This is a genomic window from Corynebacterium sp. HMSC076G08 (assembly GCF_001811515.1).
GTDB lineage: Bacteria > Actinomycetota > Actinomycetes > Mycobacteriales > Mycobacteriaceae > Corynebacterium > Corynebacterium hiratae.
Genome location: NZ_KV805017.1, coordinates 1 through 13,448, shown reverse-complemented (window position 1 = coordinate 13,448; position 13,448 = coordinate 1). Strand labels below are relative to the sequence as shown.

Here is a 13,448-nt window from a genome sequence, read left to right as displayed (position 1 = left end):
AGTGCCACAGGTTCCTGCCCGCCGCCTGTATCAGCTTCTATATCAGCTGGTGAGTTCCTCCCAGCGTCCCAGCAGCCCCGGTAGCGCCTCCCGGAAGGGCTTCAACAATTCCAGCTCTTCTACCTGGCCAAACGGCACCCAGCGCAGCTCGGCGGATTCCTCGTTGGCAGTCGTGGCCAAGCGCTGCCCCGAAACCGTCCGGGCCAACACCGTGGTATAGGTCCAGCCTTCCGAAAAAGGCCCGGCAGTGACGACGGCATCCAGCACCTCGACGTCTGCCGGCGAGATTCCAGTTTCCTCCTCCGTCTCCCGCAGCGCGGCCTGCTCCGGCGACTCCGGCTTATCCCGCGCCCCGCCCGGGATTCCCCAGGTCCCGCCGTTATTCGTCCACGTCGCGCGATGCTGGAGCAGTACCTCATCCCCCGCCACGAGGAAGAGACCAGCTGCTCCAAACTTGCCCCACACCGGCACCCCGCCCGGGCCCTTCGACCAGCCATCACCGGAAAGTTCTGGGTTAACGCGTGCACACATGCCTTACACGATACGCGACAAACTCCCCGCGCCAACGCCCCCGAAATCATCGCGCGAGGCGCACGAGAGCGCTATCCTAAGGGAATGACCGGCCCGGCCACCGAACTGCGCGAGCACTCCCCCGAATCATGGGGCGATCATTGGCTCGATGACGTCACCGAGCCCTCCGCGCCGGTTTTTAGCCGCCCCACGCAGCTGGCGATGAGCTCCTTCGCCGGCCCCGCGCGCGTCATCCGGCGCCTCTATAGCTTCGCCATCACCACTCCCGGCAAGTTGTTTACGGTTACCTTAATTCTCACCGTAGCGCTCGCAGCAGCCGGCTTTTCCATGTCCTCTTCCTCGGCCGCGCGCCACGATGATCTGGACACACTGCTGGCCTCCACCGAGCCGATGTCCAACGCGGCGCACCACCTCTACACCAACCTGTCTTTGGCCGATACCGTCGCCACCACCGGCTTCGTCCAGGCAGGCGTGGAGCCGGAGGATAACCGCGACCGCTATAACGAGGCCATCGACGCCGCCTCCGTCGCCGCCACGCAGGCCATCGTCGGCACCTCCGCCGAAGATGAACGCGTGCGCGAGCTCGTCACGTTTATCCAGCGCAAGCTGCCGGTCTACACCGCCCTGGTGGAAAAGGCCCGCGTCAATCACCGTGCGGGCCACGCCGTGGCGAACTCCTACATGTCCAATGCCTCGGCGCTCATGCGCACCCAGATTCTCCCCGCCGCCGCGGAGCTGTTCACCCTGACCTCGGCGAAGGTGACCCAGCAACAACAGCGCCTAACCCGCCCGCAGTGGGTGCCGCTTTCGGGCCTGATCGCGGCGATCTTTTTCCTCGGCTTGGCGCAGTGGTGGCTGTGGCGGCTGACTCGCCGCCGCTTCAACCGCGGTTTCGTGGTGGCCACGGGGCTGTTGTTCCTGGCGCTGGTGTGGGCCGCTGGCTCCAACTTCGCCACGTGGGCCTCCGGCCACCAAGGCTTCGAGACGGTGTCGCGCCCCTGGGACTCGCTGACTGCCTCGCGCATTGAGGCCCAGCAGATGCGCACCTCGGAGACCCTGGCGCTGGTCCTGCGCTCCTCCCAACAGGACATGTCCGTGCACTTTAACTCCACGGTGTACTCGGTGGACCGGGCCCTGCGGGACTATGAGCAGGCGCTTGACGACGATGACTTCCCCTCCTCCGATCCTTCCTTGATTCCTCGTGCCAAGGAGGCCTTGGAGGATTGGGAAACCACGCACGATGCTTTCATGGAGGATCTCTCCATGGGCCACTACGATGCCGCGCTCTACCAAGCCACCGCCATCGATCCGGATGGTGACCCGACCGCCGCTAGCGCCTTCAATGCCGTGGATAACTCCCTGGCCGCGCTCATCGACCAAGCCCGCGACGCCATGCGCACCTACCTGGTTCAGGGACTCAACGCCATGACCATGGTGTCCACCGGCGTCCTCCTAGCCACGTTCGGCGCGATTATCGCCGTGTGGCTGGGTATTCGCCCCCGCCTGCAGGAGTACCTGTGATGCGCCGCCGAACCGACCACCGCCAGCACGCCACTGCGGCCGTGCTGCTGCTCAGCGCCGCCGTGGCACTCAGCGCCTGCGAGCCAGAGCCGCCCAGCACGCCGGATCCGATCCTGCCCTCCAGCGCGGATCTCAACTCCACCCCGGGGCCGCCGCTGCCGGAGGACGCCATCATCGAACCCGCCGGCACGGGAGAGGTGTCCAAGCAAAGCACCGCGGACGTTTACGGCTCCTACCGCCCGGACGATAAGAAGCCGGAGGAGCGCGTGCCCAACATCCTGGCGCGCGGCCGGCTCATCGTGGGTGTGGACCGCTCTAATAACCTGCTCAGCTACCGCGATACCGCCAGCGGCGAGGTCCGCGGATTCGAGGTCGATATCGCCCGCGAAATCGCCCGCGATATCTTCGGGGATCCCAACAAGGTGGACTTCCGCTTCGTGGAGGCCTCCGACCGCGCGCGTGCACTGAATGATCGCACGGTGGACATGGTCATCCGCACCATGACGATTAGCCCCGAGCGCCAGCGCGAAGTCGCCTTCTCCATTCCGTATATGCAGACGGATGCGCGGTTGCTGGTGCTGAAGAACTCAGGCATCCACTCCATCGCGGAGGCCGCCGGGCTAACGTTGTGCGCGGCGAAAGGATCCACCATGGTGGACGCGATACGCAAGCACTCGCCCTCCTCCGACATTCTGGAGACCCGTGCCTGGGGCGATTGCCTCATGGCTCTGCAACTGGGCCAGACGGATGGCATCGTCGTGGATGATGCGCTGCTGTCCGGCATGCTGGCGCAGGATAGATACACCGAGATCGTCGGCGAACCCTTGGAAAGCCAGAGCTATGGCGTGGCCGTGCGCAAACCCGATGCCTCCTATGACTCGCGCCCGCTGATCCGGCAGATCAACTCCACGCTGGAGCGCATCCGCCGCGACGGCACCTGGCAGGAGCTCTTTAATACCTGGCTGGGGAATTACATGGAGCAGCCGGTGCTCCCGGAACCGAAGTACCTCAACGAGACTCCGCCTGCCGAGGAATCACAGCCGAGTTCGGCAGCCAAGGACCAGCCCGGCGAGAAGAAGGAGGGACAATAATGTCGCACCGCTTCACCGAGGATGAGCTCGATCACCTCACGCCCGAAGAGCACGAGGACACTAACGACGCCGCCACTACCGCTGACCGCCCCGCCTCCAACGACGCCACCAACGACGTCTCTAACGACGCCACCAACGACGCCACCCAAGCCGTGCGCTTTGATCCCTTCGCGGATGACGATGACGACTATTCGGAGGACCACCACCTCAGCGTTTCCCCTACAGATTCGCACAGCGCGGGAACAGTAACTGCCGGTGCCGCCGACGCCGAGGCCTCCGACCGCACCGCCGCCGTGCCTTTTGATCCCTTCGCGGATGACGATGACGATGACTACGATGCCACCACCGGCAACCGCCTCTCCCCCGCGAACCGCATGGGCACGAGCGGCACGGCGACGGGCCAACCCGACGATGGCGAATACGTCGACTCGGACAATATCGCCGCGCTCATCGAGGAGCTGGGACAGCTGCGTGATCGCCGCAAGTCCGAGGATCCATCACAGGCCTCGCGGCGCCGCGCGCTCGATACCTTCCGCCAGCGCCGCAGCACCAAGCGCACCGATCGGGAAGTGGCCGATGGCATGGCCACCTTGCCCTTCGTTGTCCCAGGAAACCCGCGCGACGCGCTCATCGATCCCAAGGATGCGCCCCGCGCCGCCCCACCGCAGCTCAAGCCGGGTGACATGGTGGCCGGCCAGTACGAGATCTTGGGCGTGCTCGCGCATGGCGGGCTGGGCTGGATTTACCTGGCTAACGACCACTTCGTCTCCGGGCGCATCGTGGTGCTCAAAGGCATGCAATCCACCAACTCCGCCGAGGAGACGGCGACTGCGGAGGCGGAGCGCGAGTTCCTCGCGGACATCACGCACCCGAATATCGTGAAGATTTTCAACTTCATCGATGACCCCCGCGTGCCCGGTGGCTTCATCGTCATGGAGTACGTCGGCGGCCCCTCACTGAAGCAGCGCCGCAACGACCAGGCCACGGACCGCTTCCCGGTCGACACGGCGATTGCCTATATCCTCGAAATCCTGCCCGCCCTGGACTACTTGCACGCCCGCGGCGTGGTCTACAACGACTTGAAGCCCTCCAACATCATCGTCACCGAGGACCAGGTCAAGCTCATCGATCTGGGCGCGGTCTCCGGCATCGGCGCCTTCGGCCACATCTACGGCACGCAGGGTTTTCAGGCCCCGGAAATTGCCACGCAGGGCCCTTCGGTGGCCAGCGATATTTACACCATCGGCCGCACCCTGGCATGCCTGACGCTGAAGCTACCGGTGGAGGATGGCGTCTACAAGCCCGGCCTGCCCTCCCCCACGGAGGAGCCGCTGCTGCGCCGCTACCTCTCCTTCTACCGCCTGCTGCTGCGCGCCACGGATCCGGACCCACAGCAGCGCTTCGCCTCCGTTTCCGAGCTGCGCGATCAGCTCTTCGGCGTGCTGCGGGAAGTCATCGCGCTCCGCGATGGCATCCAGCACCCGGCCCAGCACTCAGTCTTCTCCCCGCAGCGTACGACCTTCGGCACGAAGCACCTGGTCTTCCGCACGGACCAGCTCATCGACGGCATCGACCGCACCGTCCGCATCACCGCCCCCGAGGTAGTTTCCGCGCTGCCCATCCCGCTGATCGTCCGCTCCGACATCGGCGCCCCACTGCTGCAAGGTTCCTCCTATACCGAGCCACAAGAAGCGCTGGAAACCCTGCGCCAGGCCATGCAGGCCCCGGAGTATGAGGAATCCGCGGAGATTCCACTCGGCGTAGTGCGCGCCATGATTGACTTGGGCTACATCGGCCAGGCCCGCGAGTGGCTGAATTCAATCGAAGACCGCCTGGGGAGGGACTGGCGTTTCCACTGGTACTCGGGCGTGACCGAGCTGCTTTTGGATAAGTACCGCGAGGCCCAAGCCCACTTCGCCCACGTCCTCGACGTGCTGCCTGGTGAGGCCGCCCCCAAGCTGGCCATCGGCGCGGTCAATGAGCTCATCCTGCAGCAGCTAGGTTTTTCGGAGGCCGCGCTGATCGACGCCTCCGTTGCCCGCGCCTGCGCCAACCTCACCACCTCGCTCGCGGATCTGCCCAATGACGCTTTTGAGGATCAGCCCGGCATCTGGGACCATGTCACCGATGACCCCGCCCACTTGCGTTTCAATTCGCTGCGCCTCTACGGCATCGTGTGGGCGACGAATCCGACGACTGTCTCCTCCGCCTTCGGCTTGGCCCGCCAGCTGCGCGCCGAGCACCAAGTTGAGCTCGCCGTAGCCACCTTGGATAAGGTCCCCAACGCCTCGCGCCACCACCGCATGGCCCGCTTGACCACGGTTCTGCAGCTCATCGTCCACGATCTCTCCGAGTCCCGCATCCGGCGTGCTGCCCGCCGCCTGGAGGAGATTCCGCAGAACGAGCCGCGCTTCTTGCAGATCAAGATCGCGGTCATCTCCGCCGGGCTGACCTTCCTGCGCGAATCAGACCTCGACGCGGCGGCCTCCCCCAACGATCTCTTCGAGTTCCCCTTCACCCAGCGCGGCCTGCGCTACGGCCTGGCGGACACCCTTCGGGCACTGGCCCGCCAGGCCCCCTTCGCCCGCCACCGCTACGCGCTGGTGGACTTGGCCAACAAGGTCCGCCCAGTCACGATGTTCTAGCCGCCAGCGCTACCGGCCGGCGGCATAGCCGACGCCCGGCTTAGTACAGCCCCGCCTCCCGAGCCATGGCGGCCACCTCCGCGGACTTCTGCGCGATGGCCAGCTCCTCGTTGGTCGGCACCACGAAGACCTTGACCTGGGAATCCGCGGTCGAAATCATGCGCGGCTCCTTCGAGCGCACGAGGTTGGCTTCCTTATCGAAGTCAATGCCGTACATGTCCAGGTTGTACAGCGAATCCTGGCGGACCTCAGTATCGTTCTCACCCACGCCGGCGGTAAACGTGATCGCATCCACGCGGCCCAGCGCAATCATGTAGGCACCAATGAAGCGGCGCAGCTGGTGAATGTAGATGTTGTAGGCCAGCCAGGCGTCCTGGTCCTCGTTGTTGATGCGCTCGCGCAGCACGCGGAAGTCGTTGACACCCGCAATGCCCTTCACACCGGAGCGCTTGTTCAGCAAGTCATCAATCTCATCGATGGACATACCTGCCTCACGCGAGAGGTGGAAGATGATACCAGGGTCAATATCGCCCGAGCGCGTGCCCATAGCCAGACCAGCCAGCGGGGTCAGGCCCATCGAGGTATCAATCGGGCGGCCGTTGCGAATCGCCGCCGCCGAAGCACCGTTGCCCAAGTGCAGCGTGATCTGATGAACGTGCCCCGGGTCCATGTCCAGCAGCTTCGGCACCTGCTGCGAGACAAACTCGTGGGAGGTTCCGTGGAAACCGTAACGGCGGATGTCATACTGCGAGGCCACATCGTTGTTGATGGCGTACAGTGCGGCCGCCGGCGGCATGTGGTTGAAGAAGGCCGTATCGAAGACCGCCACGTGCGGGATCTCCGGCAGGAGCTTGCGCGCCACGCGGATGCCGTCCAGGTTCGCCGGGTTGTGCAGCGGCGCGAGCGGGATGAGGTCCTCGATCATGGACTCGATCTGGTCCACGATGAGCTGCGGCTCGCTGAACAGGCGTCCACCGTGCACCACGCGGTGGCCCACGGCGATGACCTCCACATCCGTCGGGCCCACGCCGTGCTCGTGCATGATGCCGAAGGCGCGGTCAAGGCCGAAGGAGTGGGTAGGAATCTCCAGCTCTTCCTTGTATTCCTCACCGCCCGTCTTGACGGTCACAGCACCCTGCGGCTCACCGACCTGCTCCACCAAACCGGAAACCAGCGGGGTATCGGTGGCCGAGCTTTCCGGGTCCACCAGCTGGAACTTAACCGAGGAGGAACCCGAGTTGAGAACGAGTACATACGCCATCTATTTCACCCCTGCCTGGATCGCGGTGATAGCCACCGTGTTGATGATGTCCGGAACGGTCGCGCCACGCGAGAGATCATTGACCGGCTTGTTCAGGCCCTGCAGAATCGGGCCCACCGCCAATGCACCACCGGTGCGCTGCGCCGTCTTGTAGCCAATGTTGCCGGCCTCCAAGTCCGGGAAGACAAAGACCGTAGCCTTACCCGCAACATCAGAGTCAGGCGCCTTCTTGGCGGCCACGCCTGGGTCACAGGCAGCGTCGAACTGCAGCGGACCATCCACCGCCACGGAAGAATCGATACCGCGAGCTACCTCAACGGCCTGCGCCACCTTCTCCACGTCCGGGCCAGCGCCCGAAGTACCCGTGGAATAGGACAGCAACGCCACGCGCGGGTCCAGGCCAAACTGCTTGGCGGTCTGCGCGGAGACAATAGCGATCTCGCCGAGCTGCTCCGGTGTCGGGTTCGGGTTCACCGCGCAGTCGCCGAAGGCCCACAAGCGGCCCGGCATCACCATGAGGAAGATGGAGGAAACCACGGAAGCCTCCGGCTTGGTCTTAATGATCTGGAAGGAAGGCTTAATGGTGTGCGCCGTGGTGTGCGCCGCGCCGGAGACCATGCCATCAGCCAAGCCCTTGTGCACCATCATCGTGGCGAAGTAGGACACGTCCTGCATGATCTCGCGCGCCTGCTCCAGCGTCACGCCCTTCTTCTTGCGCAGCTCAGCGAAGTCCGCGGCGAACTCCTCCACCAGTGGGGATTCCAGGTGGTTGATGATTTCCACACCAGACAGGTCGATCCCGAGCTCCTGGGCGCGCTTCTCGACGTTCCCGTCACCCAGAATCGTCAGCTTCGCCACCTTGCCCTTGATGAGCTCACCCGCAGCCTGAAGGATGCGGTCATCCTCGCCCTCCGGCAAAACAATGTGCGCTCCGACCTCGCGGGCCTGGTCCAGCAGCTGCTTCTGGAAGAGCTCAGCGGACATATAGGGCTCGATCTCCTCCAGGGAAGAAATCGCACCGGGAACCGAGGAAACATCGGTCAACGCGCCGACCACCGTAGCGCCCACAGAGCGCGCGTGGCCCAGCGCCAACTCCTCCGCGCGGGCGGGCGCGTTAGAAATCAGGACAAAGGGCAGGCCCAGGGCGGCCGCGGCCTTGGCATCAAAATCCATAACGCCTGTGCCCTGAAGGACCAGGTTGCCCGCGGGGGCATTTTCCAGGACCTCGCTGAGCGTGGTACCCAGGTCATCGACCTGGGCGAAGGTGGCCCCCAGTTCCTGAGCCACAGCAGCAACGTCCAAACCGTCGAAGCCGCGCCCGATGACGCTAATAAAGGCGGAATTCCGTGAGGACTTGGCGGTCATGAGAAACCTTTCTCTGCTTAGAAAGCGTGTACCCGGGCTCACAAACTGGGCACACAGTGACACTACGACACTTTCACAGTACGGGAACGCACCCCTTCGCGCCGCCAAAGCGAGGCTTCATATCCCAACGTTGCAGGCCAACAACTCCCCACACCGCCATAGAGTGCGGTATCCCACAGAAACTTGCCCCTCGTGACCACTTCGGAGTAGGGTCCTAACCAGGATTGTTACTTCGGGCAAGACCTAGGCTCCCCGCTCTTAGCCGTGTGGGGATGGTTCGCTATGAACCATTGAGGCCTAGGTCTTTTGTGGTTTTTAGCCACAGTGCCTGCCTACTCTCGAAAGGATTCTCATGTCGACAGAGACTCGCTCGGCAGCCGAAGCCATCTTGGATGGCATCGGCGGAGCGGAGAACATCACCTCTTTCACGCACTGTGCCACGCGCCTGCGCTTCGAGCTGGCTGATGCCTCCAAAGCCGATAAGGAAGCACTCGAATCTATCCCCAAGGTCATGGGCGCTGTGCCCCAAGGCGGCCGCAACTACCAGGTCGTCATCGGCGGCGACGTGGCCACGGTCTATGACGAGATCAACGCTCTCCCCCAGATGAAGAACGCCGGCGCGTCTACCGGCCGCTCCAACGACGATGTCAAGGCTGCTGCCCGTTCCAAGGCCAAGGGCAAGCTGCCGTGGATGGATACCTTCTTCGAGTACCTCTCGGATTCCTTCCGCCCCATCCTGGGCGTGCTGCTGGGCGCCTCCCTAGTTATTGCCTTCGCCGCAGTGCTGGATGCGCTAGGCATCGTCGACTTCCGCGCTGAGGATAAGCCCGCATCCTGGCTTTTCGTCGACGCCATGTGGCGTTCCGTCTTCTTCTTCCTGCCCGTCATGGTGGCCTATAACGCCGGCAAGAAGCTGCGCATCGACCCCTGGGTCCCCGCTGCGGTCATGCTCGCGATGTTCACCCCGGAGTTCACCGGCCTCGCCGACAACCCAGCCGTCCAATGCGTGACCAACGAGACGCTGTCTGCTGAGCAGTGCTCCATCGATATCTTCGGCCTGCCAATGCAGCTGCAGGACTACGGCGGAAATGTCTTCGTCCCGCTCATCATGGCCGCCGTCGCAGCGCTCTTCTACAAGGGTTTCCAGAAGCTCATCCCATCCGCGGTCCACATGGTCTTCGTCCCCTTCCTGACCCTGATTTTCCTCATCCCGCTAACGGCCTTCATCATTGGACCCTTCGGCGTATGGGCCGGTAACGGCATTGGCGCTGGCCTGTCCTGGCTCAATGACAACGCTCCGTTCGTCTTCGCTCTGGCCATCCCGATGCTCTACCCGTTCCTGGTCCCGCTGGGTCTGCACTGGCCGCTCAACGCCCTCATGCTGGTCAACATCCAGACCTTGGGCTACGACTTCATCCAGGGCCCGATGGGCGCATGGAACTTTGCCTGCTTCGGCGCTACCGCCGGTGTGCTGGCCCTGTCCATCCGTGACCGCGACACCGTAATGCGCCAGACCTCCGGCTCTGCACTTCTGGCTGGCCTGCTGGGCGGTATTTCCGAGCCTTCCCTTTACGGTATCCACCTGCGCTACAAGCGCATCTACCCGCGCATGCTGGTGGGCTGCTTCGCCGGTGGCCTGACCGTCGCCCTGCTGACCCTGGGCTCCAACGGTATTACGACGAATGCCTTCGTCTTCACCTCACTGCTGACCATCCCGGTCTTCACCCCGATGGCCAAGTACGCCATTTCCATCGCAGTGGCATTCTTCGTGGCATTCCTGCTCATCCTTTTCACCGACTACCGCACCCCGGAGGAGCGCGCTGAGGCCAAGGCCGCCCGCGAGGCCGCCGAGAAGGCCGAGCTCGACAACGCCAACAACGCCACGCTTGCCGACGCCCCCGCATCCGCAGGCACCGCTACTGCCGGCGCCGGCGCTGGCGCTGCCACCGCAACCGCCACCAAGGCAGACGCACCGGCCCAGGCCGCTGAGCCTGCTGCTGGCACCACCACCGACATCGCCTCGCCGGCCGCCGGCAAGGTCGTCCCGATGGCAGAAATCGATGACCCGGTCTTCTCCGCTGGAACGCTCGGCGATGGCGTCGGCATCGTCCCTGGGGGCAACGACGTCTACTCCCCGGTAAGCGGCACGATCGTCAGCGCCATGAAGTCCGGCCACGCCTACGGCATCAAGACCGAAGACGGCGTGGAGGTCCTCGTCCACATCGGCATCAACACCGTGAAGATGAAGGGCGAAGGTTTCGCTCCGGCCGTCAAGAAGGGCGACACCGTCAAGCAGGGTGAGCTGCTGGCCACCGTTGACTTCGACAAGGTCAAGGAAGCTGGCTACGACACCACCATCGTCCTGGCCGTAACCAACACCAAGGCGCTGTCCACCGTCACCCCGGCTGGCCTCAACCACGCCTCCGCCGGCGATACGGTCATCACCACGACCCGCTAAAGCACCCGCTAGGGAACCTTTAGCCCCCGTTTAACACACCCTGACTAAGCTGGCTCGATGTATCCACCATCGTGGCCGGCTTTAGTCGTTTTAACCTCAACCAGAAAGGTGCCTTGTGCAACTGTTGCGAGTGTTCAATAACAACGTCGTGCTCGCACGGCGCGGCGCGGAGGACGTCATCGTCACCGGCCGCGGCATCGGCTTCCAGGCAAAGCCTGGCACTGAGGTTGACCCGACCAAGGTAGTGAAGGTCTTCGTTCCCGACTCTGGCCGCGACCCGGATCACCTAGCCGCCATGATCGCCGGCATCCCCGGCGAGTACGTGCAACTGATCATCGACGCCATGCACTCCGTGGACATGTCTGAGGCTCTACGCAGCAAGCTCACGCTGGTCGTGGCGATTGCGGACCACATCCACGGCGCTGTCAGCCGTGGCAACACGGTGTCTTATCCCCTCGAGGCTGAGGTCCGCCACCTCTACGCCGAGGACTTTAGCCTCGCGCAGAAGTTACTCACCGCCATCAACAGTGGCCTACACACACCACTGGCTGCCGACGAAGCCGTGGCCATTACCCTGCACCTGGTCAACGCCGGCTTCGCGGTAGGAGACCTTTCCGGCACCTACCGCATGACGGGGTTGATTCAACAGATCCTGGCAGTCATCGGCTCCCACAACGGCACGGAACTCAACAGCGAGGACATCTCCGTCGCCCGCTTCATCACGCACCTGCGCTACCTGTTTGTACGCATGGCGGAGCACCAGCAGCTCGACTCTGACGACCGCCAAGTAGCCACCGCCATCTCCGCGCGCTACCCCGATGCCGTCGAGACCGCCCAGATGGTGGCCAACCTTATTGAGCTGCGCCTCGACAGCACTCTTACCCCCGATGAGGTCTCCTACCTAACGCTGCACATCGCCCGCCTGCAGGAGGCCTCCGCCTAAACAGTCTGCGGCGTAAGCAGTACACCTGCTTAGGCCGCTGCGACAGCTTAAGCCGCCGGTGCCTCAGCAGGCGCCTCGACGCCACCATCTACCGGTGCCTCAGCACCCTCCACCGGTGCCACCGGCTCCGCCACGGTGATGATGTTGTCTTCGTAGCCGAGCTGACCACCGACGAACTTGCCGCCACAGGTAATGAGGACCAAGCGGTTGTCTCCCTGCGTGTCATTGACCACGTCCGGGAAACCCGCCCCTTTCTGCAGGCGGTACGGTGCCTCGGTCACGCGGAATCGGCGCCCCTCACCATCGATGAAGACGGTGAATTCCTGGCCCAACTCCATGGTGGTGAACTTCTCCGCGAAGCCCGTGCCCTGACCTTGGTAGTTGATGTGGCCGGTAATAACACTGGAGCCCACCGGACCAGCCTCGCCCGGCACTGCCGACGCGGAGTACCAGCCCAAGCGCTGTACATCGTGCGGGGGAATCAGCATGCCGGTATCAGTGACCTGAATCGGGTCCACGGCCGCGAACTCATCGTTAATGCCCAAGGACATCGCGCCAAAGCCCCGAAACTCACCCGGCGCCGGTTCTAACTCGTGTTCCTGCTCGCCAGAGTCATCCACGAAGGGATCATTGTTCGTTGTCGGCGCTTCAGCTTCAACGCTCTGCGAGGTTGACGTCTGTTCCTCAGCCGCATTCGTCTCCGCGGAATCGTCCTCACCGCGGCCCGCATAGAGCACTAGCTGTACGACAACCAAGATAATCGCGATGAGCGCTGCAATACCGATGAGCAGCTTCTTGTTGCTCTTCTTCTCATCGCCTACCGGCTGCGCTTCGCTGGCGCGGTGTTCGGGTGCAGAGGACTCACCGGGATACTCCGGGATACCGTTCTTTTCACCATCATCAGTCATTTTCTATTCCTCGCTCCTAGCTTCTACGTTCTAGCTTCTGAGATTTAGCTTATAAAAATATTGGCTCTAGTTATTCGTTCTAAACAATAGACTAAAAATCAGACGACGAATCCCCTCCAGCGTTTACGCCCTGGAGGGGATTGTCCTCATTGTTCTCTGCCCCTACCAACCCCAACCCGTGAGGGCTGGGATGGTGTTGCGGTCTGGACTACTTGATGAAGTCCTTCATGCCTGGGTCAAGCTTCGTCGCACCGGAAGGTACGTGCTTGATCTCCACGCGCTCTGCGTTGGACGGCAGCGGCTGACCAGAGTCCTCCGGCGGAGTTGCGTCCAGAACGGTGACCTCGCGGTCATCGCGGCCGGTGTTGTCACCGGTCTCCTCGGTCGGCTCACCGTGGTTGTTGCCACGGTCGCCATCCTCGGTGACCTCAGTGTTGTGGTCGCCATCGTGGCCACCATCATGTCCACCGTCACCGCCGTTGCCACCATCGATGATGAGCTTGATGAGGCCCAGACCCGGGATGAGCAGGAGCCACCACGGGAGGTCAGACTTCTTCGAGCTGCCATCGTTGTCGTCCTTGTCCTTACCGTCACCGTCATCCGGAGTCTCAGTCGGTTCCGTCGGCTTCGTCGGCTTGGTCGGCTTGGTCGGCTTGGTCGGCTTGGTCGGCTCGGTCGGCTCGGTCGGCTTGGTCGGCTTGGTCGGCTCAGTCGGCTTGGTCGGC

General features: G+C 63.4%; 9 protein-coding genes and 1 pseudogene. 5 read left to right on the top strand and 5 right to left on the bottom strand.

The window, feature by feature from the left end:
* Positions 1–42: 42 nt before the first annotated feature.
* The gene (locus HMPREF2806_RS03210) at positions 43–531 is read right to left on the bottom strand and encodes an NUDIX domain-containing protein (RefSeq protein ID WP_070516156.1); all 489 of its coding nucleotides are present in this window, start codon (positions 529–531) and stop codon (positions 43–45) included.
* Between the two features lie 84 nt (positions 532–615).
* Between HMPREF2806_RS03210 and HMPREF2806_RS03205 the strand changes: the two genes are divergently transcribed.
* The 3 genes from HMPREF2806_RS03205 to HMPREF2806_RS03195 are packed head-to-tail and all read left to right on the top strand — an operon-like array spanning position 616 to position 5,788.
* Positions 616–2,052, top strand: coding sequence for a hypothetical protein (locus HMPREF2806_RS03205; protein WP_070516154.1), 1,437 nt, complete (start codon positions 616–618; stop codon positions 2,050–2,052).
* Positions 2,052–3,143: a glutamate ABC transporter substrate-binding protein gene (locus HMPREF2806_RS03200; RefSeq protein WP_049154679.1), complete on the top strand. Its 1,092-nt coding sequence runs from the start codon at positions 2,052–2,054 to the stop codon at positions 3,141–3,143. Before HMPREF2806_RS03205 ends, HMPREF2806_RS03200 begins: the two co-directional genes overlap by 1 nt.
* Positions 3,143–5,788 carry a serine/threonine protein kinase gene (locus HMPREF2806_RS03195; protein ID WP_070516152.1) on the top strand — a complete coding sequence of 882 codons (2,646 nt, stop codon included), beginning with the start codon at positions 3,143–3,145 and terminating at the stop codon, positions 5,786–5,788. The genes HMPREF2806_RS03200 and HMPREF2806_RS03195 overlap by 1 nt, the downstream gene beginning before the upstream one ends.
* A gap of 40 nt (positions 5,789–5,828) precedes the next feature.
* Here the strand turns inward: HMPREF2806_RS03195 and HMPREF2806_RS03190 are convergent, their stop codons facing one another.
* Together HMPREF2806_RS03190 and pta are read right to left on the bottom strand one after the other, a co-directional pair.
* The gene (locus HMPREF2806_RS03190) at positions 5,829–7,049 is read right to left on the bottom strand and encodes an acetate kinase (protein WP_070516150.1); all 1,221 of its coding nucleotides are present in this window, start codon (positions 7,047–7,049) and stop codon (positions 5,829–5,831) included.
* Positions 7,050–8,414 carry a phosphate acetyltransferase gene (gene pta / locus HMPREF2806_RS03185; RefSeq protein WP_070516148.1) on the bottom strand — a complete coding sequence of 455 codons (1,365 nt, stop codon included), beginning with the start codon at positions 8,412–8,414 and terminating at the stop codon, positions 7,050–7,052.
* Between the two features lie 352 nt (positions 8,415–8,766).
* Between pta and HMPREF2806_RS03180 the strand changes: the two genes are divergently transcribed.
* A complete protein-coding gene (locus HMPREF2806_RS03180; RefSeq protein ID WP_070516146.1) occupies positions 8,767–10,872 on the top strand; it encodes a glucose PTS transporter subunit IIA in 2,106 nt (701 codons plus the stop codon).
* 115 nt (positions 10,873–10,987) lie between these two features.
* Positions 10,988–11,815 carry a PRD domain-containing protein gene (locus HMPREF2806_RS03175; protein WP_070516144.1) on the top strand — a complete coding sequence of 276 codons (828 nt, stop codon included), beginning with the start codon at positions 10,988–10,990 and terminating at the stop codon, positions 11,813–11,815.
* Between the two features lie 47 nt (positions 11,816–11,862).
* On the opposite strand, the gene HMPREF2806_RS03170 is transcribed toward HMPREF2806_RS03175, so the two are convergent.
* Together HMPREF2806_RS03170 and HMPREF2806_RS13535 are read right to left on the bottom strand one after the other, a co-directional pair.
* Complete coding sequence (locus HMPREF2806_RS03170) at positions 11,863–12,723, bottom strand: class F sortase (RefSeq protein WP_070516140.1); 861 nt, start codon at positions 12,721–12,723, stop codon at positions 11,863–11,865.
* Positions 12,724–12,931: 208 nt separating this feature from the next.
* Positions 12,932–13,448 (bottom strand): annotated as a pseudogene (locus HMPREF2806_RS13535) (hypothetical protein); the annotation flags it as partial.

Coding starts and splice junctions, on each gene's coding strand:
- HMPREF2806_RS03210 (WP_070516156.1), bottom strand. CDS start 531: ATGTGTGCACGCGTTAACCCAGAACTTTCCGGTGATGGCTGGTCGAAG.
- HMPREF2806_RS03205 (WP_070516154.1), top strand. CDS start 616: ATGACCGGCCCGGCCACCGAACTGCGCGAGCACTCCCCCGAATCATGG.
- HMPREF2806_RS03200 (WP_049154679.1), top strand. CDS start 2,052: ATGCGCCGCCGAACCGACCACCGCCAGCACGCCACTGCGGCCGTGCTG.
- HMPREF2806_RS03195 (WP_070516152.1), top strand. CDS start 3,143: ATGTCGCACCGCTTCACCGAGGATGAGCTCGATCACCTCACGCCCGAA.
- HMPREF2806_RS03190 (WP_070516150.1), bottom strand. CDS start 7,049: ATGGCGTATGTACTCGTTCTCAACTCGGGTTCCTCCTCGGTTAAGTTC.
- pta (WP_070516148.1), bottom strand. CDS start 8,414: ATGACCGCCAAGTCCTCACGGAATTCCGCCTTTATTAGCGTCATCGGG.
- HMPREF2806_RS03180 (WP_070516146.1), top strand. CDS start 8,767: ATGTCGACAGAGACTCGCTCGGCAGCCGAAGCCATCTTGGATGGCATC.
- HMPREF2806_RS03170 (WP_070516140.1), bottom strand. CDS start 12,723: ATGACTGATGATGGTGAAAAGAACGGTATCCCGGAGTATCCCGGTGAG.